Origin of the sequence: Massilia hydrophila (assembly GCF_020208145.1) — a bacterium.
In the GTDB taxonomy this organism is placed as follows: Bacteria; Pseudomonadota; Gammaproteobacteria; order Burkholderiales; family Burkholderiaceae_D; genus Telluria; species Telluria hydrophila.
Genome location: NZ_JAHYBX010000011.1, coordinates 87,749 through 111,714 on the forward strand (window position 1 = coordinate 87,749; position 23,966 = coordinate 111,714).

The following is a 23,966-nucleotide window of genomic DNA, read 5'->3' on the forward strand; positions in this document are numbered from 1 at the left end:
TTTTTCGCTCAGTAGCTCTCGTAGGCGCCGATGTCCCACGCACCGCCTTTCGGACGCGGCGTGCCGGCGATGTCCGTGAGCGGGGCGGAGGTCTTGGTGCCCTGGTTCACGGCCGGGGAGCCGCTTTGCAGGCGGTAGTCGCCATTGCCGGCCGGGTTGTAGCTGACGAACTTCGGATCCGCGTTGACCGTGCCGGTGGCGCTGCCGACGCGCAGCGTGATCGCCGAGCCATTGCCATAGACCAGGTTGTTTGCGGTGACATTGCCCGAGCCGATGCAGTTCTGGCCTGAATAGCAGTACTGCGCGATGCCCTGGCGCGGGTTCCGGACCACGATGTTATTCACCACCATCGTATTCTTCAGCTGGATGTTGCCCGGCTTGTCGCCCACGCCGGTAACGATGCCGCCGCCCATGCCGCTCGATCCGTTGGCGAACACGGTGTTGTTGGCGATGACCGAATCGGTCGCCGCATGCCACAGGTGGATGCCGTAGGCCGAGGCGCGGTAGACGATGTTGTTCAGGATCTTGCTGCCCTTGTTGGACGAGTAGATGCCCTGCACGCCATTGCAGCCGCCCGGCTTGCCGATGTCGTGCACCACGTTGCCGACGATGTCGCCGGCCGCGCTGCCGTAGTTGGCGTTGACGATGCCGGCGCCACCGCTGCCCGTGCAGCCGCCGGAGACGGTGATATGGTGGACGCGGTTGTTGGTGACCAGCGTGTTCGAGCCCATGTTCTGGATCCCGAGGCGGCCCGGGCCGCTGATGTCGAAGCCGTTGATCTCGACGTAGCTGCCGCTGTTCAGCCACATGACCTCGGTGCCGCTGCCGACGATCTTTGCGCCCCACCTGGTGTCGGACACGAAGCGGATCGGACCGGTGGCGCTGCCGCTGGCCCTGGTGCTCACGTTGCCGTTGTAGGTGCCCGGCGCCACGTGCACGGTGGTGCTGGCCCTGGCCACCGATGCGGCCTTGCCGACGGTCTTGAACGGACGCGCCTGGGTACCCGGGTTGGCGTCCGAACCGGTGGTGGACACGTACAAGTGGTAGAAGGACGCGGGGGCGGTGGAGGCTGTGCGGTTGGCGTATTCCTGGCTGCCGACCAGGGCGGCGCGCACGCTGTCCAGGGGCAGGCCCTGGTTGACCAGGCCCACCCAGTAAGCCAGGCCGGCGCTGTCGGGATCGCGGCCGAGCAGGCTACGGTAGAGTTCGGAGACGGCATCGACGGTGCTTGTGGCGGCGGCCACGGTGCCGGTACTCGGGGCGGCGTAGTCGGCGGCCTGGACGCTGGCGCCGAGGGCGGCCAGCAGGACGGCGGCGCTGCAGCAGAGCAGGGTACGTGCGCGGCCTGGGTGGGATGGACGGCAGTGTTCATCAGCTTGTTTCCTCTTCAAAAAGTGAATGCGAAACTTTGAGCCTAGGAAATTGCGCGAGTTCACTTTTTCAAGAGAAAAATTTTCGCCTGATATTGCTTTCTTAAGTGTGATTTCGATAGGGAAATAAAAGTGTTAGAACGGTGTGATCCGCAGAACAGCGCTGATGGAACAATCGCGGTTCAAAGCGGACCGGTTGCCAGACTGCGCTTGGTGCAGCGGCGCCAAGAACGTACACTGGGGCATTCCCGACCTGTCGAAAACCCTTTCCATGCCCTTCAGTCGCCTTGATCTCCCCCGGGTCTGCCTTCCGGAGCTGGCGCTGAGCGTTCCGCCGCTGACCAGCGACGATTGTGTGTTTGCTTTCTTCGCGTCCGAAGCTGCCGATGCGCTCAGGGCAGGGACGCTGCGATTCCACCGCCCTGGGGAGCCGCACCACGCATGAAAACCGGAAAAATCGTCCTTGGAGCATGTGTGCTGTCCTTGTTGGTCGCGCTTGGTATGTACTTGCGGAACGAAGTGCGAACAGACAGTTGCCTGGACCGTGGTGGCAGCTGGGACAAGGAACAACAACTTTGTCACGGCGCTACGCATTCGCATCGTCGCGCGAAGGTCCTTGTATCGGCTCCGGCGTACCCAATGCTCGCGTACCCCGTTCACGATAGGACAGCGGGCCCATGAACGAAAAAATTGGTTTGCCTGGATTGCTTCTGCTGGCACTCCTGGTCCACTCCGTGCCTGCCCATGCAGTTTGCCGCGATCCAGTCAGCGGCCGATCGGGATACAAGCTTCCCCTCGCTGAGGAGGTTCATACCGCCGAGGCGGTCATCATCGGTCGTGTGCTTTCCGAACAGCGCGTGCAGGAAGATCCAGACGATCCGGAGGGCCTGACGGCATCCAGGCTAGGCATCAAAGTGCTGAAAAAGCTGAAGGGCAGTCTGCCAGGCGTGATCATCGTCGAGAATGAAAACACATCATCCCGCTACCCCATGAGCGTCGGCGAAGAACACATCCTGTTCATTTCAAGCGCAAACCGAGGCAAGTGGATCGATAGCTGCGGCAATTCGGAGGCAATGCCCGGTGGACAATTGGTCGCTAGGAAGGTCCGGGCGCTCCTGGAGCGTTGAAGCCGTCACTGGGGACGGTGGTGCGCGGCGGATCCAGGGGAGGCGATCCGAGAGAAACGGCTTCCTCTTCAGTTCCAGGCCGACGGCGAAAACAGGTAGCCTTCTCCCCACACCGTCTTGATCTTCTCCGACTCGGCATCCTCGAACTTGCGGCGCAGTTTGGAGATGCAGTTGTCGATGCTGCGGTCGAGGCCATCGAACTCGATCCCACGCATCTTCTTGAGCAGCGCATCGCGCGAGAGCACGCGTCCAGCCGCTTCGGCCAGCACCAGCAGCAGCTTGTATTCGGTGTTCGACAGCACGCAGGGTTCGCCGCGCCACATCACGCTGCGGTCGGTGGTCACGATGCGCAGGGCGCCGAACTGCAGCACGCGCGCGTCGCTACCCTTGGCCTGGGCGGTGCGCCGCATCAGGGCGCGCAGGCGCGCCAGCAGCACCCGCGGCTGCACCGGCTTGTTGACGAAGTCGTCGGCGCCCTGTTCCAGGCCGGAGACTTCGTCGTAGGAATCCTCGCGCGCGGTCAGGATCAGGATCGGCACCTCCGACGTCTCGCGGATCTGGCGGCAGACCACCATGCCGTCCAGGCCAGGCAGCATCAGGTCGAGCACGACGACGTCGGGCGTGAGCGCGCGGAAGCGCTCCAGCGCCTGGTCGCCGCGACTGACCAGGTCGACCGTGAATTCATAGCCGGACAGGTATTCGGTGACGAGCTCGGCCAGGCGCGCATCGTCTTCCACCAACATCACTCGGTACATGCTCATGTTTTCCTCCAGCCGGAATTGTATAAGAGTGCTTGTCAGAAAGCACAGCCCCTACAAAGGGGGGACATTCTCATACAAACGGTGACATGTGCAAGAAGAAAGGCGCTGCGGCCCGTCTAGGCTTGCGCGACGCCCTCGGCGATCGCCCGTCCGACCTCGGTGGTGCTGGCCGTGCCGCCCATGTCCGGTGTGCGCGGGCCCTGCACCAGGCAGCCCTCGATCGCCCGCAGCAGCGCGTCGTGCGCCTCGCGGTAGCCCAGGAATTCCAGCAGCATCGCGCCCGACCACACCATGCCGATCGGATTGGCGATGTTTTTCCCATAGATATCGGGCGCCGAACCGTGTACCGGCTCGAACAGGGAAGGAAAGCGGCGCTCGGGATTCAGGTTGGCGGAGGGCGCGATGCCGATCGTGCCGGCGCAGGCCGGGCCCAGGTCCGACAGGATGTCGCCGAACAGGTTCGAGGCCACCACCACGTCGAAGCGTTCCGGCGAGAGCACGAAGCGGGCGGCCAGGATGTCGACGTGATACTTGTCCCATCGCACGTCCGGATAGTCGCCCCCGATTGCCGCCACCCGCTCGTCCCAATAGGGCATCGAGATCGCGATGCCGTTCGACTTGGTGGCCGCGGTCAGGTGTTTCTTCGGGCGGCGCTGCGCCAGTTCGAAGGCGTAGCGCAGGATGCGATCGGTGCCGTGACGGGTGAACACCGCTTCCTGCAGCACCAGCTCGCGCTCGGTGCCCTCGAACATGCGCCCGCCCACCGCCGAGTACTCGCCTTCGGTGTTCTCGCGCACGACGTAGAAGTCGATGTCGCCCGGCCCCTTGTTCGCGAGCGGGCAGGGCACCCCGGGCATCAGGCGCACCGGGCGCAGGTTCACGTACTGGTCGAACTCGCGCCGGAACTTCAGCAGCGAGCCCCAGAGCGAGATGTGGTCGGGCACCGTGTCGGGCCAGCCGACCGCGCCGAAGAGAATCGCCTCGCAAGCGGCCAGCTGCTGCTTCCAGTCGTCCGGCATCATCTGGCCGTGGGCGAGGTAGTAGTCGCAGCTGGCCCAGTCGAAGTGGACGAACTCCAGCGCGATACCGAAGCGCCTGGCGGCCGCTTCCAGCGCGCGCAAGCCCTCGGGCATGACTTCCTTGCCGATGCCGTCGCCGGCGATTACGGCGATCCTGTGCCGTGTTTGCTGCGCTTGCTGCGTTTGATTAGCGTGCTGCTGCATGCCTGGCTCCTGTAGATAGCTTATCGGCGCTCAGCTTAGCAAGAAAACACAGCGTTTATAATCGGGCATAACGTGGCTTCATGGAACATGATTCGTGAATAATCAAGTCGAAAATGGCGACCTGCGGGTCCTGGTCGAGGTCGTGCGCAAGGGCAGTTTCGCCGGCGCGGCCGAGGCGCTGGGGATGTCGGCCGCCTTTGTCAGCAAGCGTATCGGCGTACTCGAGTCAAGGCTCGGCGTACGCCTGTTCGAGCGCTCGACGCGGCGCATCCTGATCACCGAGGAGGGTGAGCGCATCTATGGGCGCGCCCAGCTGATCCTCGAACAGATCGACGACATGCTCGACGAGCTCGCCGAACAGCGCGAGGCGCCGGCCGGGCGGCTGCGCATCTGCAGCAGCTTCGGCTTCGGGCGCAAGGTGGTCGCGCCCGTGATCGCGCGGCTGGCGGCCGCCTATCCGCGGCTGCAGATCCGCTTCGAGGTGTTCGACCGCCTGGTGGACACGGCGGCCGAGGGCTTCGACCTGGACGTGCGCATCGGCGACGCCATCCCGCCCCGGCTGGTGGCGCGCAAGCTGATGGACAACCACCGCATCCTGTGCGCCGCGCCCGCCTATCTGGCGCGCCATGGCACGCCGGCGACGTTGAAGGAACTGGCCGCCCACCAGTGCCTGGCGATCAAGGAACGCGACCATCCGCTGGGCAGCTGGCGCCTGCAGGGACGGCACGGCGAAGAAACGGTGCGGGTGGCGGGCGCGCTGTCGACCAACCATGGCGAGATCGCGCTGCGCTGGGCGGTGGAGGGGGGCGGCATCGTGCTGCGTTCGCGCTGGGATGCGCAGGCCTACCTCGACGCGGGCAGCCTGCGCCATGTGCTGCCCGAGTACACCCAGCCGGCGAATGTCTGGGCCGTGTACCCGCAGCGCCTGGCCGGCTCAAGCCGGGTGCGGGTGTGCGTGGACTACCTGCACCGGCATTTGCAGCCGGCGTGAAGCAGGAAACGGCGCGCGCCGGCGGCAGGCCCGGCAGCGCCGCCCGATGGCGGGAAGCTGCGGGATGCTGCCGTGCCGCTTCCTTCGTCCTAGCTCAGACGCAGCGCAAGCGCGGCCAGGGTAAGCAGGAGAATCGGCAGCGTCAGCAAGATACCGGTCCGGAAATAATAGCCCCAGGAGATACGGATGTTGTTCGCCGCCAGCACGTGCAGCCACAGCAGGGTAGCGAGGCTGCCGATCGGCGTGATCTTCGGACCGAGGTCGGCGCCGATGACGTTCGCGTACACCATCGCCTCCCGCACCACGCCCTGGGCCGCGCTCGCATCGATGGCCAGGGCACCTACCAGCACGGTCGGCATGTTGTTCATGACCGACGACAGGATGGCGGTGAGGAAGCCAGTGCCGAGCGCGGCGCCCCAGAGGCCCTGCCCGGCGCACAGGTTGAGCAGGGTCGTCAGGTAAGCGGTCAGGCCGGCATTGCGCAGGCCATACACGACCAGGTACATCCCCAGCGAAAAGACGACGACCTGCCAGGGCGCTCCGCGCAGGACTTCCCGGGTCGAGATGCGGTGACCGCGCGCCGCCACCGCGAGCAGGAGGACAGCGCCGGCCGCGGCCACGGCACTGATCGGGATGCCGGCCTCGTCGAGCCAGAAAAAGCCTGCGAGCAGCATCGCCAATACCCACCAGCCAGTCAGGAAGGTCGTGCGGTCATGGATGGCTTCCTGCGGGCGCTTGAGCTGTGCCAGGTCGTAGTCGGCGGGAATGTCATTGCGAAAGAACCAGAGGAGCGCAGCCAGCGTGGCCGCCACCGACACCAGGTTCACGGGAACCATCACCGCGGCATAGCGTGCGAAGCCGATATCGAAATAGTCGGCCGAGACGATATTGACGAGGTTCGAGACGACCAGCGGCAGGCTGGCGGTGTCGGCGATGAAGCCGGCCGCCATCACGAAGGCAAGCGTCGCCCTGGGCGAAAAACGCAGGGCGACCAGCATGGCGATGACGATGGGCGTGAGGATCAGGGCGGCGCCATCGTTCGCAAACAGCGCGGCCACCGCGGCACCCAGCAGGACCAGCATCACGAACAGGCGCCGGCCATTGCCGCCACCCCAGCGCGCCACGTGCAGCGCGGCCCACTCGAAGAAGCCGGCCTTGTCGAGCAGCAGGCTGATGATGATCACGGCGACGAAGGCGCCGGTCGCGTTCCAGACGATGTCCCAGACGATCGGGATGTCGCTGACGTGGATGACGCCGGCAAGCAGGGCCACAGCGGCGCCCGCTGACGCGCTCCAGCCGATGCCCAGCCCGCGCGGCTGCCAGATGACGAATGTCAGGGTCGCCAGGAAAATGAGGAAAGCGATCATCAGAAAAAATCTTTCAAGCAGGTCAGGCGTCGATGCGGCCGATGCGGTCGAGCTCGGTCTTGAGCCTGGCGGGGTCGCCACGCAAGGCGTCCAGCGGCAGGGCCAGGAAGGCTTCGATGCGGGCGCGCAGGATCGCATAGGCTCGCTCGAAGGCGGCGCTGATCTCGTCTTCGGTACCGACGACATGGCTCGGGTCGTCCACGCCCCAGTGCGTCCGCAGGACCGGACCGAGGTAGGCCGGGCAGGTCTCGCCCGCGGCACTGGCGCAGACTGTGACGACGATGTCCGGCGTGACCGGGAGGCTGTCCCACGACTTGCTGGTAAAACCCTCGGTCGGAATGCCTTTGCTGGCCAGCAGGGCAAGTGCCCGCTCGTTCAGCTTGCCGGTGGGCTGGCTGCCCGCGCTCAGCGCGTGCCAGCCGCCGGGGGCGAGGTGCTTGAAGACGGCCTCGCTGATCAGCGAGCGGCAGGAATTGCCGGTGCAGAGGAACAATACGTTCATGTCGGGCCCGCTTCGCACGCCTGGCTGCCGATGGAGGAACAGGAATTGCCGCCGCAGCAGTTCTCGGTGAGGAAGCCAAGCAAGGCGTTCATCGTCCCGAACTGCGCGGCATAGATGACGAAGCGGCCTTCCTGGCGCGGCACGATGAGGTTCGCGTGGGTCAGCTCTTTCAGGTGAAACGAGAGCGACGATGGCGGCATGCCGAGTGCTTCCGCAATCCTGCTGGCAGCGAGTCCTCCAGGGCCGGCCTGGACAAGGAGCCGGAACGTTGCCAGTCGTGATTCTTGCGCGAGCGCGGCCAGGGCCACGACTGCATCCTTGTCTACCATGATCGCTTCCTTGGTCGTTTCCATACTTTGAGTATAGTCGAATAGATTTTCATAAACAATACGACTGTTCGAGATTTATCGAAATGTCTTGACACCCGCGATTCCCGGGCATTATTCTTCGTTCGTCGAATAACGAATAACGAATAACGGCCCGTTGCGACCGGTAACCGATATCCGGCGGACGCCGGTTTGACCAGGAGAGCAAACCATGAACACGAACGCCAAACAAGCATTGCCGGTCGCGGTACTGGGCGCAGGTCCGGTCGGCCTCGCAGCGGCAGCGCATCTGATCGAACGCGGCCTGACCCCGCTGCTTCTCGAGGCAGGGGCAAGCGTAGGCGCCAACCTGTCGACCTATCGCCACGTACGCCTGTTCTCGCCCTGGCAGTACAACGTCGACAAGGCCGCGCGCCGCCTGCTGCAGGGCCAGGGCTGGAAGGCGCCGGCCGCCGACGTCCTGCCTACCGCCGGCGAACTGCTCGACGATTACCTGCTACCGCTGGCGGGGGCGCCCGGGATTGCGGCTGGTCTGCGGCTCGGCCACCGTGTCACGGCGATCACCCGTGTGGGCTTCGACAAGGTCAAGACCCGTGGCCGCGACGGCGCTCCCTTCCTCATCCGTACCGAAACAGCCGATGGCCCGCGCCAGTTCCTGGCGAGCAGGGTGATCGATGCAACCGGTACCTGGTCGCATCCCAACCCCCTGGGCGCGGATGGGATCCCTGCGCTCGGGGAGGCGGAGCTGGCCGCGCGCATCGACTACGGCATGCCCGACGTGCTCGGTGCCGCACGCGCACGGTTTGCCGGCCGGCGGACCATGGTCGTGGGCGCCGGGCACTCCGCGGCCGGCACGCTGCTCGCGCTGGCCCAGCTCGCCCAGGAACACCCGGGAACCGGCATCGTGTGGGTGACCCGCGGCAGCCAGCTGGCCCGGGTGTTCGGCGGCGGCGAAGCCGATGGCCTGCAGGCGCGCGGCCAGCTGGGGATGCGCCTGAAGGCGCTGCGCGATGCCGGCGGCCTGGCGCTCCACCAGAATTTCCGGATCGAGGCGCTGCGCGAGGTCGATGGCAGGGTTCGGGTGATCGGAGCGCAGGTCGACGGCGCGGCGCCGGTAATCGACGGGATCGACCGCATCGTCTGCGCGGCTGGCGCACGGCCCGACCTGGCGCTGACCCGCGAGCTGCGCTTGCGCCACGATCCATGGCTCGAAAGCACCGATGCGCTGGCGCCGCTGATCGACCCGAACGAACATAGCTGCGGCACGGTCCGCCCGCACGGCCATCGCGAACTCGCCCACCCGGAGCCGGGCTACTACGCCGTCGGTGCAAAAAGCTATGGCCGCGCGCCGAACTTCCTGCTGGCGACTGGGTACGAACAGGTGCGTTCGGTGGTTGCGGCCCTGGTCGGCGACATGGCGGCGGCCGACGACGTCCAGCTCGACCTTCCCGAAACGGGCGTCTGCAATACGCGCCTGGCGTACGAGGATGCGGCAGCCGGGCAGGCAGGCGCCTGCTGCGGTGCGCCGGCTGCATCGGCCGCTTCCTGCTGCGAGCCCGCACCGTCTCTATCCGGCGCCTGCGGTTGCGGCAGGCCGGTCGAGGTGAGCTGCTGTGCCTGATCGAGCGATCCTGCCGCCGGCGCCGTCCGGCGCTGCCATCCCGGAGTGACCCGTGCATCAGCCATCGAAGACCATCGGCATCCTTGCCGTCACCCAGGTCGTTTCCTGGGGTGCGCTTTACTATGCTTTCACTATTGTCGCGCCGGACATCCAGCGTGACCTGGCCCTTGCGCCGGAACTCGTGTTCGGTGCCTTTTCATGGGCACTGCTGGTTGCCGGGCTGGCGGCCACGCCGGCCGGCATCCTGCTGGACCGCTACGGTGGCCGCACCATGATGGCGGCCGGCTCCTTCCTGTCCGCCCTGGGCCTGGGCTGGCTGGGCCATTGCAGCGGTGTCGTGTCCTACTATCTGGCCTGGACGCTGATCGGCCTGGCCATGGCGCTTACCCTGTACGAAGCCGCTTTCGCCACGATCAACCGCAAGCTCGACACCGGCTCCAGGGGGGCGATTTCAAGCCTGACGCTGTTCGGCGGCTTTGCCAGTACCGTGTTCTGGCCGCTGACCGCCGCGCTGCACACGGCGCTTGGCTGGCGCGACACCTACCTGTGGTATGGCGCCGTCCAGCTCATCGTGTGCATGCCGCTTCATCTCTGGCTTGGTTCCGACCGCGCACGCGGCGTCCAAGCGGGGCCGGCTGGCATTCGCCCGGGCCATACCCTGGCCCAGGCCGTGCGCCATCCCGCATTCTGGACGCTGGCACTGGCGTTCTCGGCCAATACCTTCATCTTCTCGGCCATGGCGGTCCACCTGATCCCCCTGCTGCAGGACCTGGGGCAATCCGCCGACGCGGCAGTCCTGCTGGCCGCGCTGATCGGTCCCATGCAAGTGCTCGGGCGGGTGGGGGAGATGACGCTGGCACGGAACATGGCCCCGCAAACGGTCGGCAAGCTGAGCTTCGCAATGCTGCCCGCGGCCTTGCTCGTCCTCGTGCTGTACGGGTCGCAGGCCTGGACAGCGGCTTTGTTCTGCGTGCTCTACGGCCTGAGCAACGGCATCCTGACGATCGTGCGTGGTGCGATTCCACAGGTGCTGTTCGGCCGCGAACACTATGGCGCCATCGCAGGAGCGATGGCAGGCCCTTCGCTGTTGTCGAAGGCGGCGGGACCGCTCGTTGCTACGGCGGTCCTGCGCCACGACGGCGGGCTGACGGTGTTGCTGTCCATGCTGCTGGCCATCTCCATCGTCTCGCTGGCGTTCTACCTGCGGGCAGTCACCATGGAACGAAAGGGGCAGGCTGCCAAAGGTTTTGACAAGCGCACTGCCTGACGTCTATCCTGCGTTCGCCACACAAGGAATGAACCCGATGTCAACCTCCTGCTGTCCTCCGGATACCCCGCGCGCGCGCGCTGCGCACATCGATGCCGATGACCTCGCGCGCATGTGCAAGGCGCTGGCGCACCCGGCGCGTATCCAGCTGCTGCGCCATCTCAGCGATCATGGTGCCTGCTATTTCGGCAATCTGGCTGACGTGCTGCCCCTGGCGCCATCGACGATCTCCCAGCATGTCTCGATCCTGAAGGAAGCTGGCCTGATCGAGGGCTCGTCCGATGTGCAGCGCGTCTGCTACTGCGTCAACCAGGAGCGGCTGCAGGCGCTGAAGTCGGCGATCGGCAGTCTCTAGCGAGAAAGCAGCGGGCTCAGAGTTTGCGTTCCCAGTAGCCCACGTCGATCCAGCGTCCGAACTTCAAGCCCACCTCCGTGAAGTGAGCGGCCTTGCGGAAGCCGAGGGCTTCATGCAGGCCGACGCTGCTGTCGTTCGGCAAGGCGATGCCGCCGATGACCATGTGCAGCCCGCGCTTGCCCAGCTCGTCCAGCAAGGCGCCGTAGAGCACACGCCCCAGGCCGCGGCCGGTGAAGGCCGCATCCAGGTAGATCGTGCTCTCGACCGAATGGCGGTAGGCCGGCCGCACTCTCCACCTGGTCGCGTAGGCATAGCCCGCAAGCTTGCCGTCCACCTCGAGCACCAGCCAGGGCAGGCCTGCGCCATGCACATCGGCAATGCGCTGCGCCATGTCGGGCGTCGTGACCGCTTCCTCTTCGAAGGTGATGGCGGTGTTCGCCACGTACGGGTGATAGATGGCGCAGATCGGCGCGGCGTCGGCCGGCGATGCGCAGCGCAGGTGAATGCTCGGCATGGGTGTCGTCGGGAATGGCAGGTCCAAGGAGAACGGATGCGCGGCACGTGCTACGCCGAAGCAGGTCCGGGCGAGCGCGACGCCAACGGACACAGCCCGCAGAAGCGGGCTGTGTGCATCAAGTCCTTGCTAACTTGATGATGACGAAACGCCGGACGGCGTTCAGGCCATGTTCTGGTTCACGAAGTCCCAGTTGGCGACGTTCCAGAAGGCGTCCAGGAACTTGGCGCGCGCATTGCGGTAGTCGATGTAATAGGCGTGCTCCCACACGTCGGCGGTCAAGAGCGGCTTGTCCGAGGTGGTCAGGGGGGTGCCGGCATTCGAGGTGTTGACGATGTCGACGCTGCCGTCGGTCTTCTGCACCAGCCAGGTCCAGCCCGAGCCGAAGTTGCCCAGGGCCGATTTGTTGAACTCTTCCTTGAACTTGTCGAACGAGCCCCACTTGGCGTTGATGGCATCGAGCGCCTTGCCGGTCGGCGCGCCGCCGCCGTTCGGCGACATGCAGTTCCAGAAGAAGGTGTGGTTCCACACCTGGGCCGAGTTGTTGAACACGCCGCCGGTCGATTTCTGGATGATCTCTTCCAGGGACATGTTTTCGTACTCAGTCCCTTTGATCATATTGTTCAGGTTGGTGACATAGGTCTGGTGGTGCTTGCCATGGTGGAATTCCAGGGTCTCGGCCGAGATGTGCGGCTGCAGGGCATCCTTGGCGTATGGCAGTGGCGGCAGGGTATGTTCCATGTTTCTTCCTTCGTGTGGTTGGACAGGTTTTGTTCCAGAGCGGCGTCATTCTAAACCGGATGGGCCGGTGTTGCATGGATGGCTAGCTATTCGGACAGGCTTTGTGTGCTGGACACGCCGATTTCCACGCTGCCGCCCGCCAGGCGCAGCGACAGCTTCCGGCGCGCCTTGACCTGGTCCGGGTCGCGCAGCACCTCGCCCTGCGCATTGCGCACGATGGCGTAGCCGCGCTCCAGGGTGCGCTGCGGATTCAGCAGTTCCAGCTGGGCCGCCAGCGCGCCCAGGGCGTCGCGGCGCGCCTTGATGCCGCTACACAGGCTGGCGTTCAGGTGGCGTCCCTCGGCGAGCAGCTGGGCGCGCAGCGTGCGCAGGTCGGGACGGTGGCGCACCCAGCGCTGCTGCAACTGGGCCAGCACCAGCGTCTGGCGGTTGACCGGGGTGCGTACCGCATGGGTCAGCGCGGCCGCCATCGCCAGCAGCTTCACGCGCTGGTGGCGGATCTGGGCCGCGGGGCTGAGCAGGCGGCGGCTGTAGCCGTCCAGGCCCTGGCTCGCATCCGACAGCGTGCGGCGCAGCGCGCGGCGCAGGTCCTGGGCGTCCCCTGCCAGCGAGGCCAGCCAGTCGGCACGCGGCGTGGCCGCCAGTTCGGCGGCGGCGGTGGGCGTGGCGGCGCGCACGTCGGCGGCGAAGTCGGCGATGGTGACGTCGGTCTCGTGGCCCACGCCCGAGATCACCGGGATCGCGCAGGCATCGATGGCGCGCGCCACGCACTCCTCGTTGAAACTCCACAAATCCTCGATCGAGCCGCCGCCGCGGCAGACCAGCAGCACGTCGGCTTCCTGGCGACGCGACGCGGTCATGATGGCTTCCGCGATCTTGTCGGCCGCGAACTGGCCCTGCACCGGGGCCGGGTAAAGGATCACCCGCACGTGCGGTACGCGGCGGCGCAGGGCGGTGAGCACGTCGCGCAGCGCGGCCGCCTGGGGACTGGTGACGATGCCGATGGTGCGCGGGAACAGCGGCAGCGGGCGCTTGCGGCCGGGATCGAACAGGCCCTGGGCCTCGAGTTTTTCCTTGAGCCGCAGGAAAGCTTCGTAGAGCTGGCCGACGCCGGCGCGGCGGATGGTCTCGACATTGATCTGGTAGTCGCCACGCGCGCCGTACAGGGTGACCAGGGCGCGCACCTCGACCTTGTCGCCTTCGCGCGGAGTGAATCCGGCGTACTGGGCACGGCTGCGGAACATCACGGCGCGCACCTGGGCCGCGTCGTCCTTCAGCGTGAAATACCAGTGGCCGGAGCTGGCGCGCGTGAAATTCGAGATCTCGCCGCCGATCCACACCAGGGGAAAGCTGCGCTCGAGCAGGCGCGCCACCTGCTGGTTCAGGGCCGTCACGCTCAGGACGGGCGGAGCGGTGTAGGCGGGGTCGGCGGGGACAGCGTCGAATCGGTCTTCCATGGCGGCTTTCGTGCGGGGCAAAGCGATGCTTATGTCATATCCGGGCGAAATCGACAAGGGCCGTCCCGCTGGCGTGCGCCTTGCCCGCGCAATCCTGTTGTTGCCAGTTTTCAATGCATTCTATTGAAAAGCCTTTCGATTCAAGGGTTTGCAGCCGGGTGGGGGAGCGCCAGGCGGGGCTTATCCACAAAAACTGTGGGCAACTCATCCATTGGCGCAATTGGTTGCATGCAAAACAGACCAGCCCCCCGCTTGCCTTATGCATCAAGCACTTAGCATGCATATGCCTGGCTTGAGCACAATGTTGTCCACAAAAGCTGTGTACAAACTGGATTGCATCGCGCATGGCAGGGAAGACAGGCCGACGCATGAAGGAGTCTCGCGCGCTGCATGTTCTGCAGGCAGTCAGCAACTATCCCATTAAAATCATAAGCTTAGTTCCAGGCATACAGGCTTCATCACAAACTTATCCACAAAAAGTGTGCAGAGGAAAATTTTCTCTGCATTCGGGCGCCAAAAGCCGCAGGTGCAGTGCAAAACACGCGAAAAACGCGTTGGAATGTTGCCTATGGCAGATTTTGACTAAATTTTGTGCAGACTAGGTTTTTTGTGCGAGATCAAACACTTAGCTGTCGAAAAAGGGCATTGCTCACATTTTTGTCCACAAAAAATGTGAGGAACCGCACAGTCCCAACATGTGATGCGTACGGCGAAGCCTGCCTAAATTTTTTGCTTAGGAAAATTATCTATGCAAATCAATGGTTTAGTTAGCAGGCTCGGCCATTGCACACAATTTTGTCCACGGATTGTGTTCGTAACTGGCCGCCGACCGGTCGCTTCGATGCATGGCAAAGCCGGGCCGACCCACGCATCGCAACCTGCCTTATTCTTGCGCAGCTTCAAAATGTCCTTTCAAATCAACGCACTTTGCTTCGGCGCAGGGCCTTGCGCACATTTTTATCCACAGAACTTGTGCAGAACCCGCACGTCGCGCACTTGCCGCACTGCTAGCAACTTGTTACATTGCTGAATTGATTTCTTTCCCTCAGGAGTTTCTCTTGCTCGCCATTTTCCAAGCTGCAGGCTGGCCCATCTGGCTCTTGCTGGTCGCCTCGATCGTCGCCGTCGCCCTGATCGTGGAACGTCTGCTCTACCTGCGCCGCGAGAAGATCCTCCCCCGCGACCTGCTAGCCGAAGTCACTCAGGTCTACCGTGCCGGCAAAGTCACGCCCGACGTCATCGACAAGCTGGAACACAATTCCCCGCTCGGCACCGTGCTGGCCGCCGCGCTGCGCAACGTGGACGCGCCGCGCGACGTCATGAAGGAGTCGATCGAGGAAGCGGGCCGCGGCGTCGCCCACGGCCTGGAACGCTTCCTGACCACCCTCGGCACCATCGCTTCGCTGGCCCCGCTGATGGGCCTGTTCGGCACCGTGGTCGGCATGATCGAGATCTTCGGCGCCCAGAGCCCGACCGGCGGCAGCAACCCGGCCCAGCTGGCCCACGGCATCTCGGTGGCCCTGTACAACACCGGCTTCGGCCTGGCCATCGCGATGCCGGCCCTGGTGTTCTACCGCCACTTCCGCGCCCTGGTCGACAGCTTCATCGTCGAGATGGAACTGCAGGCCGTGAAATTCGTCGACGTCGTGCACGGGACCCGCAAATGATGAACTTCCGCCGCGGCCGCCAGCGCGAGGAGCCGGAGATCAACCTGATTCCGTTCATCGACGTGCTGCTGGTCGTCCTGATCTTCCTGATGGTCTCGACCACCTACAGCAAGTTCACCGAACTGCAGATCACGCTGCCCACGGCCGACGCCGAGCAGGTCGAGCAGCGCCCCTTCGAGATCAACGTGACCGTCGATGCCAAGGGTAACTACACGGTGAACAATGTCCCGGTCGCCTACCAGAGCGTGGCCGGCCTGGCCGAGGACCTGCGCCGGGCGGCCCAGAACGGCGGCCCGAACGGCCAGCCCGCCACCGACCCGGTGGTGATCGTCAATGCCGACCAGTTCGCGATGCACCAGATGGTGATCAACGTGCTGGAAGCGGCGCGCGTGGCCGGCTACGACAAGCTGACCTTCGCCGCCCAGACCGGTCCCGGCAATCCCGGCAAATGAGCACGCGGACGCCCCGGCGTCCGCCTTGCGTCCTGTGATGGCTTCCCTCGAATCGACCCTGACCCGCGCCTGGCTGCGGCGCGGCCCGCTGGCGCTGGCGCTGCTGCCGCTTTCCCTGCTGTTTCGCCTGCTGGCGGCGCTGCGCGCGCTGCTCTACCGCAGCGGCATCAAGCACGGCGAACGCCTGCCGGTGCCGGTGATCGTGGTCGGCAATATCTTTATCGGCGGTACCGGCAAGACCCCGCTCACGATCTGGCTGGCGGAAAACCTGCGCGCGGCTGGCTTGCGTCCGGGCGTGATCTCGCGCGGCCACGGGGGGCAGGAAGCGGCGCCGCGCGCGGTCGGCCCGCAGTCGGATGCGCGCGAAGTCGGCGACGAACCGCTCCTGATCGCGGCCCGCGCCGGCTGCCCGGTGGTGGTCGGACGCCGGCGTGCCGAGGCGGGCAGGGCGCTGCTGGCGGCGCACCCGGAGGTCGACGTGCTGATCGCCGACGACGGCCTGCAGCACTACGCGCTGGCGCGCGACATCGAGATCGTCCTGTTCGACGGCCGCGGTGTCGGCAACGGCTGGCTGCTGCCGGCCGGCCCGCTGCGCGAGCCGCCTTCGCGGCGGCGCGACTTCACGGTGGTGAACGCGCCCGAGATCAGCGCGGCGCTGGCGCGTGCGGTCGGCGGCCAGCCTTTTCGCATGGAGCTGGCGGGCGGCTTCGCCGAACCCCTGGGGCGGCCGGAAGCCTGCCTCCCCTTGGGGCGCCTGCAGGGCCGGCGCATCGTGGCCGCGGCCGGCATCGGCAATCCGGGCCGCTTCTTCGCCATGCTGCGCGGCGCCGGGCTCGACTTCGCCGAACTGCCCTTGCCCGACCACCACGACTTCCTCGACCGTCCCTTCGACGGGGTGGATGCCGATGTCATCCTGATCACCGAGAAGGATGCAGTAAAATGTCGGCAACTTGATAACCTGAAGGACGATCCGCGCTTGTGGGTCGTGCCGGTGACGGCGCGGATCGACCCCGCGCTGGCCGAACAAATCGTGGAGAAATGTCGTGGACGCTCGACTGCTTGATATCCTGGTCTGCCCGCTGTGCAAGGGCCCACTCCAGTACGACAAGAAGGCGCAGGAACTCATCTGCAGCCCGGACCGCCTTGCTTACCCGATCCGGGATGGCATTCCGATCATGTGGGCCGACCAGGCGCGCAAGGTCGAACCGGTGTAAGCGGATGGGTTTTACCGTCATCATCCCGGCCCGCCTGGCCTCGACCCGCCTGCCGAACAAGCCGCTGGCCGACCTCGGCGGCAAGCCGATGGTGGTGCGCGTGGCCGAGCGCGCCCGCGCCTCGGGCGCGGCGCGCATCATCGTGGCCACCGACCACCCCGACATCCTGGCGGCCTGCGCCGCACATGGCGTGGAGGCCGTCATGACCCGTGCCGACCATCCGTCGGGCACCGACCGCATCGCCGAAGTGGCCCACAAGCTGGGCCTGGCGCTAGACGAGGTCGTGGTCAACCTGCAGGGCGACGAGCCGCTGATCGACCCGGCACTGCTGGCCGCCTGCGCCGCGCGCATCGCCGACGGCGTGCCGATGGCCACCGTGGCCCACCCGATCAGCGACGTCGCCGAGGTGTTCAACCCGAACGTGGTCAAGGTGGTCCTCGACAAGGCGGGCAGGGCGCTGTATTTCTCGCGCGCGAGCATTCCCTGGCACCGCGACGCCTTTGCCGCCACGCGCGATGCGCTCCCCGCGGGCGCCGCGCCGCTGCGCCACGTCGGTCTTTATGCGTACAGCAACGCTTTCCTCCAGGCCTACCCGGCGCTGGAAAGTTCACCGCTCGAAACCATCGAGGCGCTGGAACAGTTGCGCGTGCTATGGCACGGCCATCCGATCGCCGTGCACATCACCGACAGTGCGCCGCCGGCCGGCGTCGATACGCCCGAGGACCTGGAGCGGGTGCGCCGCCACTACGCTGCCTGAACTTCCTTACGCCAGTTTTACGTTGTCTGCGCCATGCCAAAACGGGTTGGCGGAGGCCCCCCGGATTGGCGTTAAAGCTGACTTTTGTGGTAACTTTCGTGTCAAGTAGCCAGATATACATCAAATGCGGCATCACACGTGGCATCAAACGCGATCGTTAGCGCACATAAAAATTATCAACATCCTCTAGGAATCTAGGAAACTCATGCGTCTCATTCTGCTAGGAGCACCGGGAGCCGGTAAGGGCACCCAGGCCAACTTCATCAAGGAAAAGTTCAACATCCCGCAGATTTCCACCGGCGATATGCTGCGTGCCGCGATCAAGGCGGGAACCGAGCTGGGCCTGGCTGCCAAGAAGGTGATGGATGCGGGCCAGCTGGTGTCGGACGACATCATCATCGGTCTCGTGAAAGAGCGCCTGAAGGAAACCGACTGCGCCAACGGCTACCTGTTCGACGGCTTCCCGCGCACCATCGCCCAGGCCGACGCCATGAAGGACAGCGGCGTGATGATCGACTACGTGCTGGAAATCGACGTGCCTGACGAGCTGATCGTCGAGCGCATGTCGGGCCGCCGCACCCACGCCGCCTCGGGCCGCGTGTACCACACCAAGTTCAATCCGCCGAAGGTCGACGGCGTCGACGACGTCACCGGCGAACCGCTGGTGCAGCGCGACGATGACAGGGAAGAGACCGTCCTGAAGCGCCTGGCCGTGTACCACAACCAGACCGAAGTGCTGCTCGGCTACTACAACAAGTGGGCGCAGTCGGGCCTGCCGGGTGCGCCGAAGTACCGCAAGATCTCGGGCGTGGGTCCGGTCGAGCAGGTGCGCGATGCGGCGTTCACGGCGCTGACCGAATAAGCGGACCAGGTTCCGCTTCCATGCGGCCCTTCGGGGCCGTTGTTGTTTCCGGTTCTGGATCCCGCTACAGATAGCGCTCGATTGCCGCCGTCAGCGACGCTTCGTCCGAATCGCCGTGATAGCGCTCGCCGTTGATGAAGAAGCTCGGCGTCCCGCTCGCCCCCAGCGTCTTGCCCTGTTCCGCCTGCTCCCGGATGCGCTCCCGGTGCCGGCGTTCGGCCAGGTCGGCGTCGAAGCGCCCGCCATCCAGGCCCAGTTCCTGCGCCAGCAGCGGCAGCTGGCCCGGTGCCAGCTGGGCCTGGTGACGGAACAGCGCGTCGTGCATGTCCCAGAAGCGGCCCTGCGCGGCGGCCGCTTCCGCCGCCTCGGCCGCTGCTTGCGCATGGGGGTGCATGGTGAGCGGCAGGTGGCGGTACACCAGCGCGATGCGCTCGCCGTGGCGCTGCTGCAGCCCGGCCAGGATGGGACGGGCACGGGCGCAATAGGGACACTGGAAATCCCCGTACTCGACAATGACGATATCGGCGTCGCGGCTGCCGCGGACGTGGTCCTGCTCGGATACCTGCAACTGGCTCATTCCTGCTCCCTTGGCTGTGAGGGGCCGATCTTCGCATGCCTCCCGTCGCCGCGCCGCCCGTTACCGCCCGACAAGCCGCCGGGCGCGAGTGTGAGGAATTGTTTCGCGTGCGACGAAGCCGGCTGCGCCGGCCGATAATGGCCTGTCCCCATTTGAATCGCGAGGTGCGCCATGCGTCCCATCCCGTCCCTGATCGCCGTCCTGCTGGCCTTTGGATCCGCCGGCGCACTGGCGCAGAACACGGCCGCGCCGCAGCCGCCGACCGGCAAGCCGGTGTCTGACAGTGCCAGCTACGGCCCGGTGCTCAACCCCCAGGACAGCCCGGCCACGCGCCAGCGCGCCGGCGAAGCCCGGCCCCAGGCGCAGGAAGAGCGCGCCGGCCAGCCGCCGGTGACGGGCAAGCAGGACGAGGCCGACCCTTCGGCGCGTCCGGCGCCGCAGCCGCCTGCCCAGCCGCAAACCCAGCCGCAAACCCAGCCGCAAACCCAGCCGCAAACCCAGCAGGAGCGCCAGGGACGTCCCGAAGCGCGGCCGGCCGACAAGCGGGGCAAGCAGGCGCAGCGCCGCCCGGGCGCGGTCCAGCGCGTCGGAAGCACGCCCCGCATCGCCGCGCCGGCGCCGATCCCGTTCCCGCCCACGACGACGGCGCCGGCGGCACCGGCGCCACTGGTGCCGCAGACCAGCCAGGCCGTGGGCTGCGCCGGCAGCCTGTGCACGGACGCCAGCGGCGCCACCTACAACGCCGGCAACGGCAATGTCGGGGTCAGCAGCAGCGGGCGCCTGTGCACGCGCAACGGCGCGAATATCCAGTGCATCTGAGGCACGCAGCCGCATAAATGGTTTTTCCAGCAAAAAGTTCGCTACAATCGCTGTTTGACGTTTACGTAAACGTAATTGCGTAATCACTGCGTCATCACCGCGTGCAGACAGCGGCACCAGAACTTTTAAAAAGGGAAAACCATGCAAATTCAGAACAACGTGTTCATCGTCACCGGTGGCGCCTCGGGCCTGGGAGCGGCCACCGCGCGCATGATCACCGAGGCGGGCGGCAAGGTCGTCATCGCCGACGTGCAGCTTGACGCCGGTGCGGCCCTGGCGGCCGAACTGGACGGCCAGTTCGTCAAGTGCGACGTGACCTCGGAAGCCGACGGCCTGGCCGTGGTCGAAGCGGCCACCAAACTGGGCACGCTGCGTGGCCTGGTCAACTGCGCCGGCGTGGCGCCGGCCGTCAAGACCGTCGGCAAGGACGGCCCGCACCCGCTGGATGCCTTCCAGCGCGCGGTGAACATCAACCTGGTCGGTACCTTCAACATGTGCCGCCTGGCGGCCGACGCCATGGGCAAGAGCGAAGCGGCGGAATACGGCGAGCGCGGCATCATCATCAACACCGCCTCGGTCGCGGCCTTCGACGGCCAGATCGGCCAGGCCGCCTACGGTTCCTCGAAAGCGGCCGTGGCCGGCATGACCCTGCCGATGGCGCGCGACCTGGCGCGCAGCGGCATCCGCGTGATGACCATCGCCCCGGGCATTTTTGAAACCCCGATGCTGATGGGCATGCCGCAGGAAGTGCGCGATTCGCTGGGCAAGATGGTGCCGTTCCCGCCGCGCCTCGGCATGCCGAAGGAATACGCGCACCTGGCCAAGGCCATCATCGAGAACGTCATGCTGAACGGCGAGACGATCCGCCTGGACGGCGCGATCCGCATGCAGCCGAAGTAAGCGGCGCAGAGCGGGCGTCCTGAACGCCGCCGCCAATTGCTGTACGATGGGCGGATGTCGGGCGCGTGGCGCAAGCCGCGCGCCCGTTTGCTTTCCGGAGAACCGATTTGACGAAGAACAATACGATGCCGCGCGTGGCCCTTGCGCTCATGCTGGCCCTCGGCGCCACCGTGGCCGCCAACCCCTCCGCGCTGGCGCAGGACGTCCTGCAGCGCGCGCCCGAAGCCGCCAGCGGCTACCAGGACAAGGCCGGCTGGCCGGCCCGCACCTTCATGGTGGCCGCGGCCAATCCGCTGGCGGTGGACGCCGGCTACGCGATCCTGAAGCAGGGCGGCAGCGCGATCGATGCCGCCATCGCCACCCAGCTGGTGCTGACCCTGGTCGAGCCGCAGTCTTCCGGCATCGGCGGCGGGGCCTTCCTGGTCCACTACGACGGCCGCAAGACCCAGGCCTTCGACGGCCGCGAAACCGCGCCCTCGAAGGCCGACGAGCGCCTGTTCCAGCGGCCCGACGGCAGCCCGCTGTCGCGTACCGAGGGCATCGTCGGCGGCCGTTCGACCGGCGCGCCGGGCGTGCTGCGCATGCTGGAACTGGCCCACAAGGAGCATGGCAGGCTGCCGTGGAAGGCCCTGTTCGCCCCCGCCATCCGCCTCAGCGAGGAAGGCTTCGCGGTCAGCCCGCGCCTGCACGCGCTGCTCAGCGGCGAGCGCCACCTGCGCAAGGACCCGGAGGCGGCGCGCTACTTCTACGGCAACGGCGGCCAGCCCTGGCCGGTCGGCCACATCCTGAAGAACCCGGCGCTGGCCAGGACCCTGCGCGAGATCGCCGCCGGCGGCGCCGACGCCTTTTACCAGGGCCGCATCGCGCGCGATATCGCGGCGAAGGTCGCGGGGCACCCGAGCAACCCGGGCCTGCTGAGCGCCGCCGACATCGCCGGCTACCGGCCGAAAGTGCGCACCCCGGTGTGCAGCGACTACCGCGCCTACACCGTGTGCGGCATGCCGCCGCCGTCTTCGGGCGGCATCGCCGTGGCCCAGATGCTGGGCATGTTCGAGACCTTCGACATGCGGGCGCTGGCGCCCATGAACGGCGTGCCGGGCGTCGAGGCCCTGCACCTGTTCAGCGAAGTAGGGCGCCTGGCCTATGCCGACCGCAACCGCTACGCGGCCGACACCGACTTCGTGCCGCTGCCGGGCAAGGGCGTGCCCAGCCTGATCGACAAGACCTACCTGGCCACGCGCGCCCGGCTGGTCGGCGCGCGCTCGATGGGCGAGGCGCCGGCCGGCAAGCCGCCCGGCATGGAAGTGGCCTGGCACTGGGGCAAGGACAATGCCATCGAAACGCCGTCCACCTCGCACCTGTCGGTGGTCGACGGCTACGGCATGGGCCTGGCCATGACCACGACCGTCGAAGACGCCTTCGGCTCGCGCCAGATGGTGGACGGCTTCATCCTGAACAACCAGCTGACCGACTTTTCCTTCGCTTCGCGTGACGCCGACGGTCCGATCGCGAACCGGGTCGAAGCCGGCAAGCGCCCGCGCAGCGCAATGTCGCCCACCATCGTGTTCGACCGCAAGAGCGGCAAACTGGTGCTGGCGGTCGGTTCGCCGGGCGGTCCGGCCATCATCAATTACGTGGCCAAGGTGCTGGTCGGCACCCTCGACTGGGGCCTGAACGTGCAGCAGGCTGTCAACCTGCCGAACTTCGGCAGCCGCAACGGCCCCACCGAACTGGAGGCGGGGCGCTTCCCGGCCGCCACGGTCGAGGCCCTGAAGGCGCGCGGGCACGCGGTGCGGCAGGGCGAGCAGACCTCGGGCCTGCACGGCATCCAGCGCATCGAGGTGCATGGCGTGCCGCTCTGGTACGGCGGGGCCGATCCGCGCCGCGAGGGCGTGGCCCGGGGCGACTGATCTGCGGGGCGGCGCGCCGGACGCGACCGCCGGTAGCGGGCCACGCGACCGTGGCCGGTCCCGCTTGCACTGCGCTGCGCCGGCGTGGGAATGTGAGGCTTTCCGCGACAGGCGCTGCGCTACACTCGCTGCTTGCGCGCAACAGTCGCCGGACGACCCCGGCAGGCACAATGGACACCAGCACCGCTTTGCATCGTTCTACCCGCACCGAACGCATCCTGTTCGCTGCCTCGTTCCTGGCCTACCTGGCCTGCCTGCAAGCCCCGGCCTATGCAACGCATGTCGACGCGCATCCAGGCTGGGGGGCCCTGGCGCTGGGCCTGGTTGGCTTGCCGCTTGGCTACCTGGCCTGGCTTGCCAATCCACTGCTGTGGTATGCCTGGCTTGCCAAGGCGCGCGCCCGGCACCTGCGGGCGGTGGTGAGCGTGGTGTTCGCCATCCTGTTCGCCTTGAGTTTCCTGCTGCACGAGAAGATCCCGGTCGGCAGTTCGGGGGATTATGCGTTCCGCGTCCAGTATGGCTATGGCCTGTGGCTGCTCAGCATGGGATTGACGCTGTTTTCCGCCTACCTGGGCTTCGCCAGGGCCTTGCGGACCTGAGTGGAAGTTTGACCGTAACGGGCCGGACAGGCGCATACTGGCCCAGTGTTCCCCCTCGTTGAAAGGAAACGGTCATGAACACCCCGATGACGATGCCGCGGGCGGTCCTCGCGGCGATGTTGTTGACCAGTACCGCCGCCGGCGCCGCCACGCCCGTGCTGAGCGCGCGCGACCAGGGCGCGGCCTTCAGGGCGGCCGGCTTCAGCCTGCAGGGCAAGCAATGGCGCCAGTGCGATGACCCGTCGCCTGCCTACGTGCCGGGCGAGATCGCCGAGGTGCGCGACCTGAACGGCGACGGCCGGCCGGAAGCCCTGATCACCGAAAGCAGCAGCGCCTGCTACGGCCATGCGGGGGCCGGCTACGCGCTTGTCTCCAGGCAGGCGGACGGCAGCTGGAAAAAGATCGCGGGCGGCACCGGCATGGCCAGTTTCCTGTCCACCCGTGGCAAGGACGGCTGGCCGGACATCGAAGTGGGCGGCCCCGGTTTCTGCTTCCCGGTCGAGCGCTGGAACGGCAAGGCGTATGTCCTGCAGCGCCACCAGTACGAAGGCAAGGCCTGCCGGCCGGGGCGCTGAACGTCGGAGAAA

The 23,966-nt window shown here is 66.3% G+C and carries 26 protein-coding genes; 16 read left to right on the forward strand and 10 right to left on the reverse strand.

What is annotated here, in order from left to right; translation table 11 throughout:
* Nucleotides 1-8: 8 nt before the first annotated feature.
* Nucleotides 9-1,391, reverse strand: a complete 1,383-nt coding sequence (locus tag LE190_RS19645) for a right-handed parallel beta-helix repeat-containing protein (protein ID WP_225240289.1) — start codon at nucleotides 1,389-1,391, stop codon at nucleotides 9-11.
* A gap of 656 nt (nucleotides 1,392-2,047) precedes the next feature.
* Between LE190_RS19645 and LE190_RS19650 the strand changes: the two genes are divergently transcribed.
* Nucleotides 2,048-2,497 (forward strand): hypothetical protein, encoded by a 450-nt coding sequence (locus tag LE190_RS19650; RefSeq protein ID WP_225240290.1) that lies wholly within the window; start codon nucleotides 2,048-2,050, stop codon nucleotides 2,495-2,497.
* Nucleotides 2,498-2,565: 68 nt separating this feature from the next.
* On the opposite strand, the gene LE190_RS19655 is transcribed toward LE190_RS19650, so the two are convergent.
* Both LE190_RS19655 and LE190_RS19660 read right to left on the reverse strand, forming a co-directional pair.
* The gene (locus tag LE190_RS19655) at nucleotides 2,566-3,270 is read right to left on the reverse strand and encodes a response regulator (protein ID WP_439847499.1); all 705 of its coding nucleotides are present in this window, start codon (nucleotides 3,268-3,270) and stop codon (nucleotides 2,566-2,568) included.
* Nucleotides 3,271-3,374: 104 nt separating this feature from the next.
* Nucleotides 3,375-4,481, reverse strand: coding sequence for a tartrate dehydrogenase (locus LE190_RS19660; RefSeq protein WP_225240292.1), 1,107 nt, complete (start codon nucleotides 4,479-4,481; stop codon nucleotides 3,375-3,377).
* A 94-nt stretch (nucleotides 4,482-4,575) separates the two neighbouring features.
* Here LE190_RS19660 and LE190_RS19665 point away from each other — a divergent pair, with 94 nt between their 5' ends.
* Nucleotides 4,576-5,472 (forward strand): LysR substrate-binding domain-containing protein, encoded by an 897-nt coding sequence (locus tag LE190_RS19665; protein ID WP_225240293.1) that lies wholly within the window; start codon nucleotides 4,576-4,578, stop codon nucleotides 5,470-5,472.
* Nucleotides 5,473-5,561: 89 nt separating this feature from the next.
* Here the strand turns inward: LE190_RS19665 and LE190_RS19670 are convergent, their stop codons facing one another.
* Genes LE190_RS19670 through LE190_RS19680 form a run of 3 tightly spaced genes read right to left on the reverse strand, consistent with a single transcriptional unit; the run spans nucleotide 5,562 to nucleotide 7,670 of the window.
* The gene (locus tag LE190_RS19670; RefSeq protein ID WP_225240326.1) at nucleotides 5,562-6,842 is read right to left on the reverse strand and encodes an arsenic transporter; all 1,281 of its coding nucleotides are present in this window, start codon (nucleotides 6,840-6,842) and stop codon (nucleotides 5,562-5,564) included.
* Between the two features lie 19 nt (nucleotides 6,843-6,861).
* A complete protein-coding gene (locus LE190_RS19675) occupies nucleotides 6,862-7,341 on the reverse strand; it encodes an arsenate reductase ArsC (RefSeq protein WP_225240294.1) in 480 nt (159 codons plus the stop codon).
* On the reverse strand, nucleotides 7,338-7,670 hold the full coding sequence (locus tag LE190_RS19680; RefSeq protein WP_225240295.1) for an ArsR/SmtB family transcription factor: 333 nt from the start codon (nucleotides 7,668-7,670) through the stop codon (nucleotides 7,338-7,340). The genes LE190_RS19675 and LE190_RS19680 overlap by 4 nt, the downstream gene beginning before the upstream one ends.
* 208 nt (nucleotides 7,671-7,878) lie before the next feature.
* Here LE190_RS19680 and LE190_RS19685 point away from each other — a divergent pair, with 208 nt between their 5' ends.
* The 3 genes from LE190_RS19685 to LE190_RS19695 are packed head-to-tail and all read left to right on the forward strand — an operon-like array spanning nucleotide 7,879 to nucleotide 10,910.
* On the forward strand, nucleotides 7,879-9,288 hold the full coding sequence (locus LE190_RS19685; RefSeq protein ID WP_225240296.1) for an NAD(P)-binding protein: 1,410 nt from the start codon (nucleotides 7,879-7,881) through the stop codon (nucleotides 9,286-9,288).
* Between the two features lie 52 nt (nucleotides 9,289-9,340).
* Entirely contained in the window at nucleotides 9,341-10,555 is a 1,215-nt protein-coding gene (locus LE190_RS19690; RefSeq protein WP_225240297.1) for an MFS transporter, read from the forward strand.
* A gap of 37 nt (nucleotides 10,556-10,592) precedes the next feature.
* Nucleotides 10,593-10,910: an ArsR/SmtB family transcription factor gene (locus LE190_RS19695; RefSeq protein ID WP_225240298.1), complete on the forward strand. Its 318-nt coding sequence runs from the start codon at nucleotides 10,593-10,595 to the stop codon at nucleotides 10,908-10,910.
* Between the two features lie 16 nt (nucleotides 10,911-10,926).
* Here LE190_RS19695 and LE190_RS19700 read toward each other — a convergent pair whose 3' ends face one another.
* The 3 genes from LE190_RS19700 to xseA form a co-directional block, all read right to left on the reverse strand.
* Entirely contained in the window at nucleotides 10,927-11,424 is a 498-nt protein-coding gene (locus LE190_RS19700; protein ID WP_225240299.1) for an arsinothricin resistance N-acetyltransferase ArsN1 family B, read from the reverse strand.
* A 162-nt stretch (nucleotides 11,425-11,586) separates the two neighbouring features.
* A complete protein-coding gene (locus LE190_RS19705; protein WP_225240300.1) occupies nucleotides 11,587-12,165 on the reverse strand; it encodes a superoxide dismutase in 579 nt (192 codons plus the stop codon).
* A gap of 86 nt (nucleotides 12,166-12,251) precedes the next feature.
* Complete coding sequence (gene xseA / locus LE190_RS19710; protein WP_225240301.1) at nucleotides 12,252-13,622, reverse strand: exodeoxyribonuclease VII large subunit; 1,371 nt, start codon at nucleotides 13,620-13,622, stop codon at nucleotides 12,252-12,254.
* A gap of 1,058 nt (nucleotides 13,623-14,680) precedes the next feature.
* Here xseA and LE190_RS19715 point away from each other — a divergent pair.
* The 6 genes from LE190_RS19715 to adk all read left to right on the forward strand — a co-directional run bounded on the left by LE190_RS19715 (nucleotide 14,681) and on the right by adk (nucleotide 18,574).
* Entirely contained in the window at nucleotides 14,681-15,289 is a 609-nt protein-coding gene (locus tag LE190_RS19715; protein ID WP_224946450.1) for a MotA/TolQ/ExbB proton channel family protein, read from the forward strand.
* Complete coding sequence (locus tag LE190_RS19720) at nucleotides 15,289-15,741, forward strand: ExbD/TolR family protein (protein WP_225240327.1); 453 nt, start codon at nucleotides 15,289-15,291, stop codon at nucleotides 15,739-15,741. The genes LE190_RS19715 and LE190_RS19720 overlap by 1 nt, the downstream gene beginning before the upstream one ends.
* Before the next feature lie 37 nt (nucleotides 15,742-15,778).
* The gene (gene lpxK, locus LE190_RS19725) at nucleotides 15,779-16,804 is read left to right on the forward strand and encodes a tetraacyldisaccharide 4'-kinase (RefSeq protein ID WP_225240302.1); all 1,026 of its coding nucleotides are present in this window, start codon (nucleotides 15,779-15,781) and stop codon (nucleotides 16,802-16,804) included.
* On the forward strand, nucleotides 16,785-16,955 hold the full coding sequence (locus tag LE190_RS19730; protein WP_224946452.1) for a Trm112 family protein: 171 nt from the start codon (nucleotides 16,785-16,787) through the stop codon (nucleotides 16,953-16,955). The genes lpxK and LE190_RS19730 overlap by 20 nt, the downstream gene beginning before the upstream one ends.
* A gap of 4 nt (nucleotides 16,956-16,959) precedes the next feature.
* Nucleotides 16,960-17,712 (forward strand): 3-deoxy-manno-octulosonate cytidylyltransferase, encoded by a 753-nt coding sequence (gene kdsB, locus LE190_RS19735; RefSeq protein ID WP_225240303.1) that lies wholly within the window; start codon nucleotides 16,960-16,962, stop codon nucleotides 17,710-17,712.
* A gap of 205 nt (nucleotides 17,713-17,917) precedes the next feature.
* Nucleotides 17,918-18,574: an adenylate kinase gene (adk, locus tag LE190_RS19740; protein WP_225240304.1), complete on the forward strand. Its 657-nt coding sequence runs from the start codon at nucleotides 17,918-17,920 to the stop codon at nucleotides 18,572-18,574.
* A 64-nt stretch (nucleotides 18,575-18,638) separates the two neighbouring features.
* On the opposite strand, the gene LE190_RS19745 is transcribed toward adk, so the two are convergent.
* Nucleotides 18,639-19,151, reverse strand: a complete 513-nt coding sequence (locus LE190_RS19745) for a DsbA family protein (RefSeq protein WP_225240305.1) — start codon at nucleotides 19,149-19,151, stop codon at nucleotides 18,639-18,641.
* A gap of 171 nt (nucleotides 19,152-19,322) precedes the next feature.
* Here LE190_RS19745 and LE190_RS19750 point away from each other — a divergent pair, with 171 nt between their 5' ends.
* The 5 genes from LE190_RS19750 (at nucleotide 19,323) to LE190_RS19770 (ending at nucleotide 23,954) form a co-directional block, all read left to right on the forward strand.
* Nucleotides 19,323-19,970 (forward strand): hypothetical protein, encoded by a 648-nt coding sequence (locus LE190_RS19750; protein WP_225240306.1) that lies wholly within the window; start codon nucleotides 19,323-19,325, stop codon nucleotides 19,968-19,970.
* A 141-nt stretch (nucleotides 19,971-20,111) separates the two neighbouring features.
* Nucleotides 20,112-20,870 (forward strand): 3-hydroxyacyl-CoA dehydrogenase, encoded by a 759-nt coding sequence (locus LE190_RS19755; RefSeq protein WP_225240307.1) that lies wholly within the window; start codon nucleotides 20,112-20,114, stop codon nucleotides 20,868-20,870.
* A gap of 149 nt (nucleotides 20,871-21,019) precedes the next feature.
* The gene (ggt, locus tag LE190_RS19760) at nucleotides 21,020-22,780 is read left to right on the forward strand and encodes a gamma-glutamyltransferase (protein WP_225240328.1); all 1,761 of its coding nucleotides are present in this window, start codon (nucleotides 21,020-21,022) and stop codon (nucleotides 22,778-22,780) included.
* 188 nt (nucleotides 22,781-22,968) lie between these two features.
* Nucleotides 22,969-23,379, forward strand: coding sequence for a hypothetical protein (locus LE190_RS19765; protein WP_225240308.1), 411 nt, complete (start codon nucleotides 22,969-22,971; stop codon nucleotides 23,377-23,379).
* A gap of 74 nt (nucleotides 23,380-23,453) precedes the next feature.
* Nucleotides 23,454-23,954, forward strand: a complete 501-nt coding sequence (locus LE190_RS19770) for a hypothetical protein (RefSeq protein WP_225240309.1) — start codon at nucleotides 23,454-23,456, stop codon at nucleotides 23,952-23,954.
* Nucleotides 23,955-23,966 lie beyond the last annotated feature (12 nt).

Coding starts and splice junctions, on each gene's coding strand:
- LE190_RS19650 (WP_225240290.1), top strand. CDS start 2,048: ATGAACGAAAAAATTGGTTTGCCTGGATTGCTTCTGCTGGCACTCCTG.
- LE190_RS19660 (WP_225240292.1), bottom strand. CDS start 4,481: ATGCAGCAGCACGCTAATCAAACGCAGCAAGCGCAGCAAACACGGCAC.
- LE190_RS19675 (WP_225240294.1), bottom strand. CDS start 7,341: ATGAACGTATTGTTCCTCTGCACCGGCAATTCCTGCCGCTCGCTGATC.
- LE190_RS19680 (WP_225240295.1), bottom strand. CDS start 7,670: ATGGTAGACAAGGATGCAGTCGTGGCCCTGGCCGCGCTCGCGCAAGAA.
- LE190_RS19685 (WP_225240296.1), top strand. CDS start 7,879: ATGAACACGAACGCCAAACAAGCATTGCCGGTCGCGGTACTGGGCGCA.
- LE190_RS19695 (WP_225240298.1), top strand. CDS start 10,593: ATGTCAACCTCCTGCTGTCCTCCGGATACCCCGCGCGCGCGCGCTGCG.
- LE190_RS19700 (WP_225240299.1), bottom strand. CDS start 11,424: ATGCCGAGCATTCACCTGCGCTGCGCATCGCCGGCCGACGCCGCGCCG.
- LE190_RS19705 (WP_225240300.1), bottom strand. CDS start 12,165: ATGGAACATACCCTGCCGCCACTGCCATACGCCAAGGATGCCCTGCAG.
- xseA (WP_225240301.1), bottom strand. CDS start 13,622: ATGGAAGACCGATTCGACGCTGTCCCCGCCGACCCCGCCTACACCGCT.
- LE190_RS19720 (WP_225240327.1), top strand. CDS start 15,289: ATGAACTTCCGCCGCGGCCGCCAGCGCGAGGAGCCGGAGATCAACCTG.
- lpxK (WP_225240302.1), top strand. CDS start 15,779: ATGGCTTCCCTCGAATCGACCCTGACCCGCGCCTGGCTGCGGCGCGGC.
- kdsB (WP_225240303.1), top strand. CDS start 16,960: ATGGGTTTTACCGTCATCATCCCGGCCCGCCTGGCCTCGACCCGCCTG.
- adk (WP_225240304.1), top strand. CDS start 17,918: ATGCGTCTCATTCTGCTAGGAGCACCGGGAGCCGGTAAGGGCACCCAG.
- LE190_RS19745 (WP_225240305.1), bottom strand. CDS start 19,151: ATGAGCCAGTTGCAGGTATCCGAGCAGGACCACGTCCGCGGCAGCCGC.
- LE190_RS19750 (WP_225240306.1), top strand. CDS start 19,323: ATGCGTCCCATCCCGTCCCTGATCGCCGTCCTGCTGGCCTTTGGATCC.
- LE190_RS19755 (WP_225240307.1), top strand. CDS start 20,112: ATGCAAATTCAGAACAACGTGTTCATCGTCACCGGTGGCGCCTCGGGC.
- ggt (WP_225240328.1), top strand. CDS start 21,020: ATGCTGGCCCTCGGCGCCACCGTGGCCGCCAACCCCTCCGCGCTGGCG.
- LE190_RS19770 (WP_225240309.1), top strand. CDS start 23,454: ATGAACACCCCGATGACGATGCCGCGGGCGGTCCTCGCGGCGATGTTG.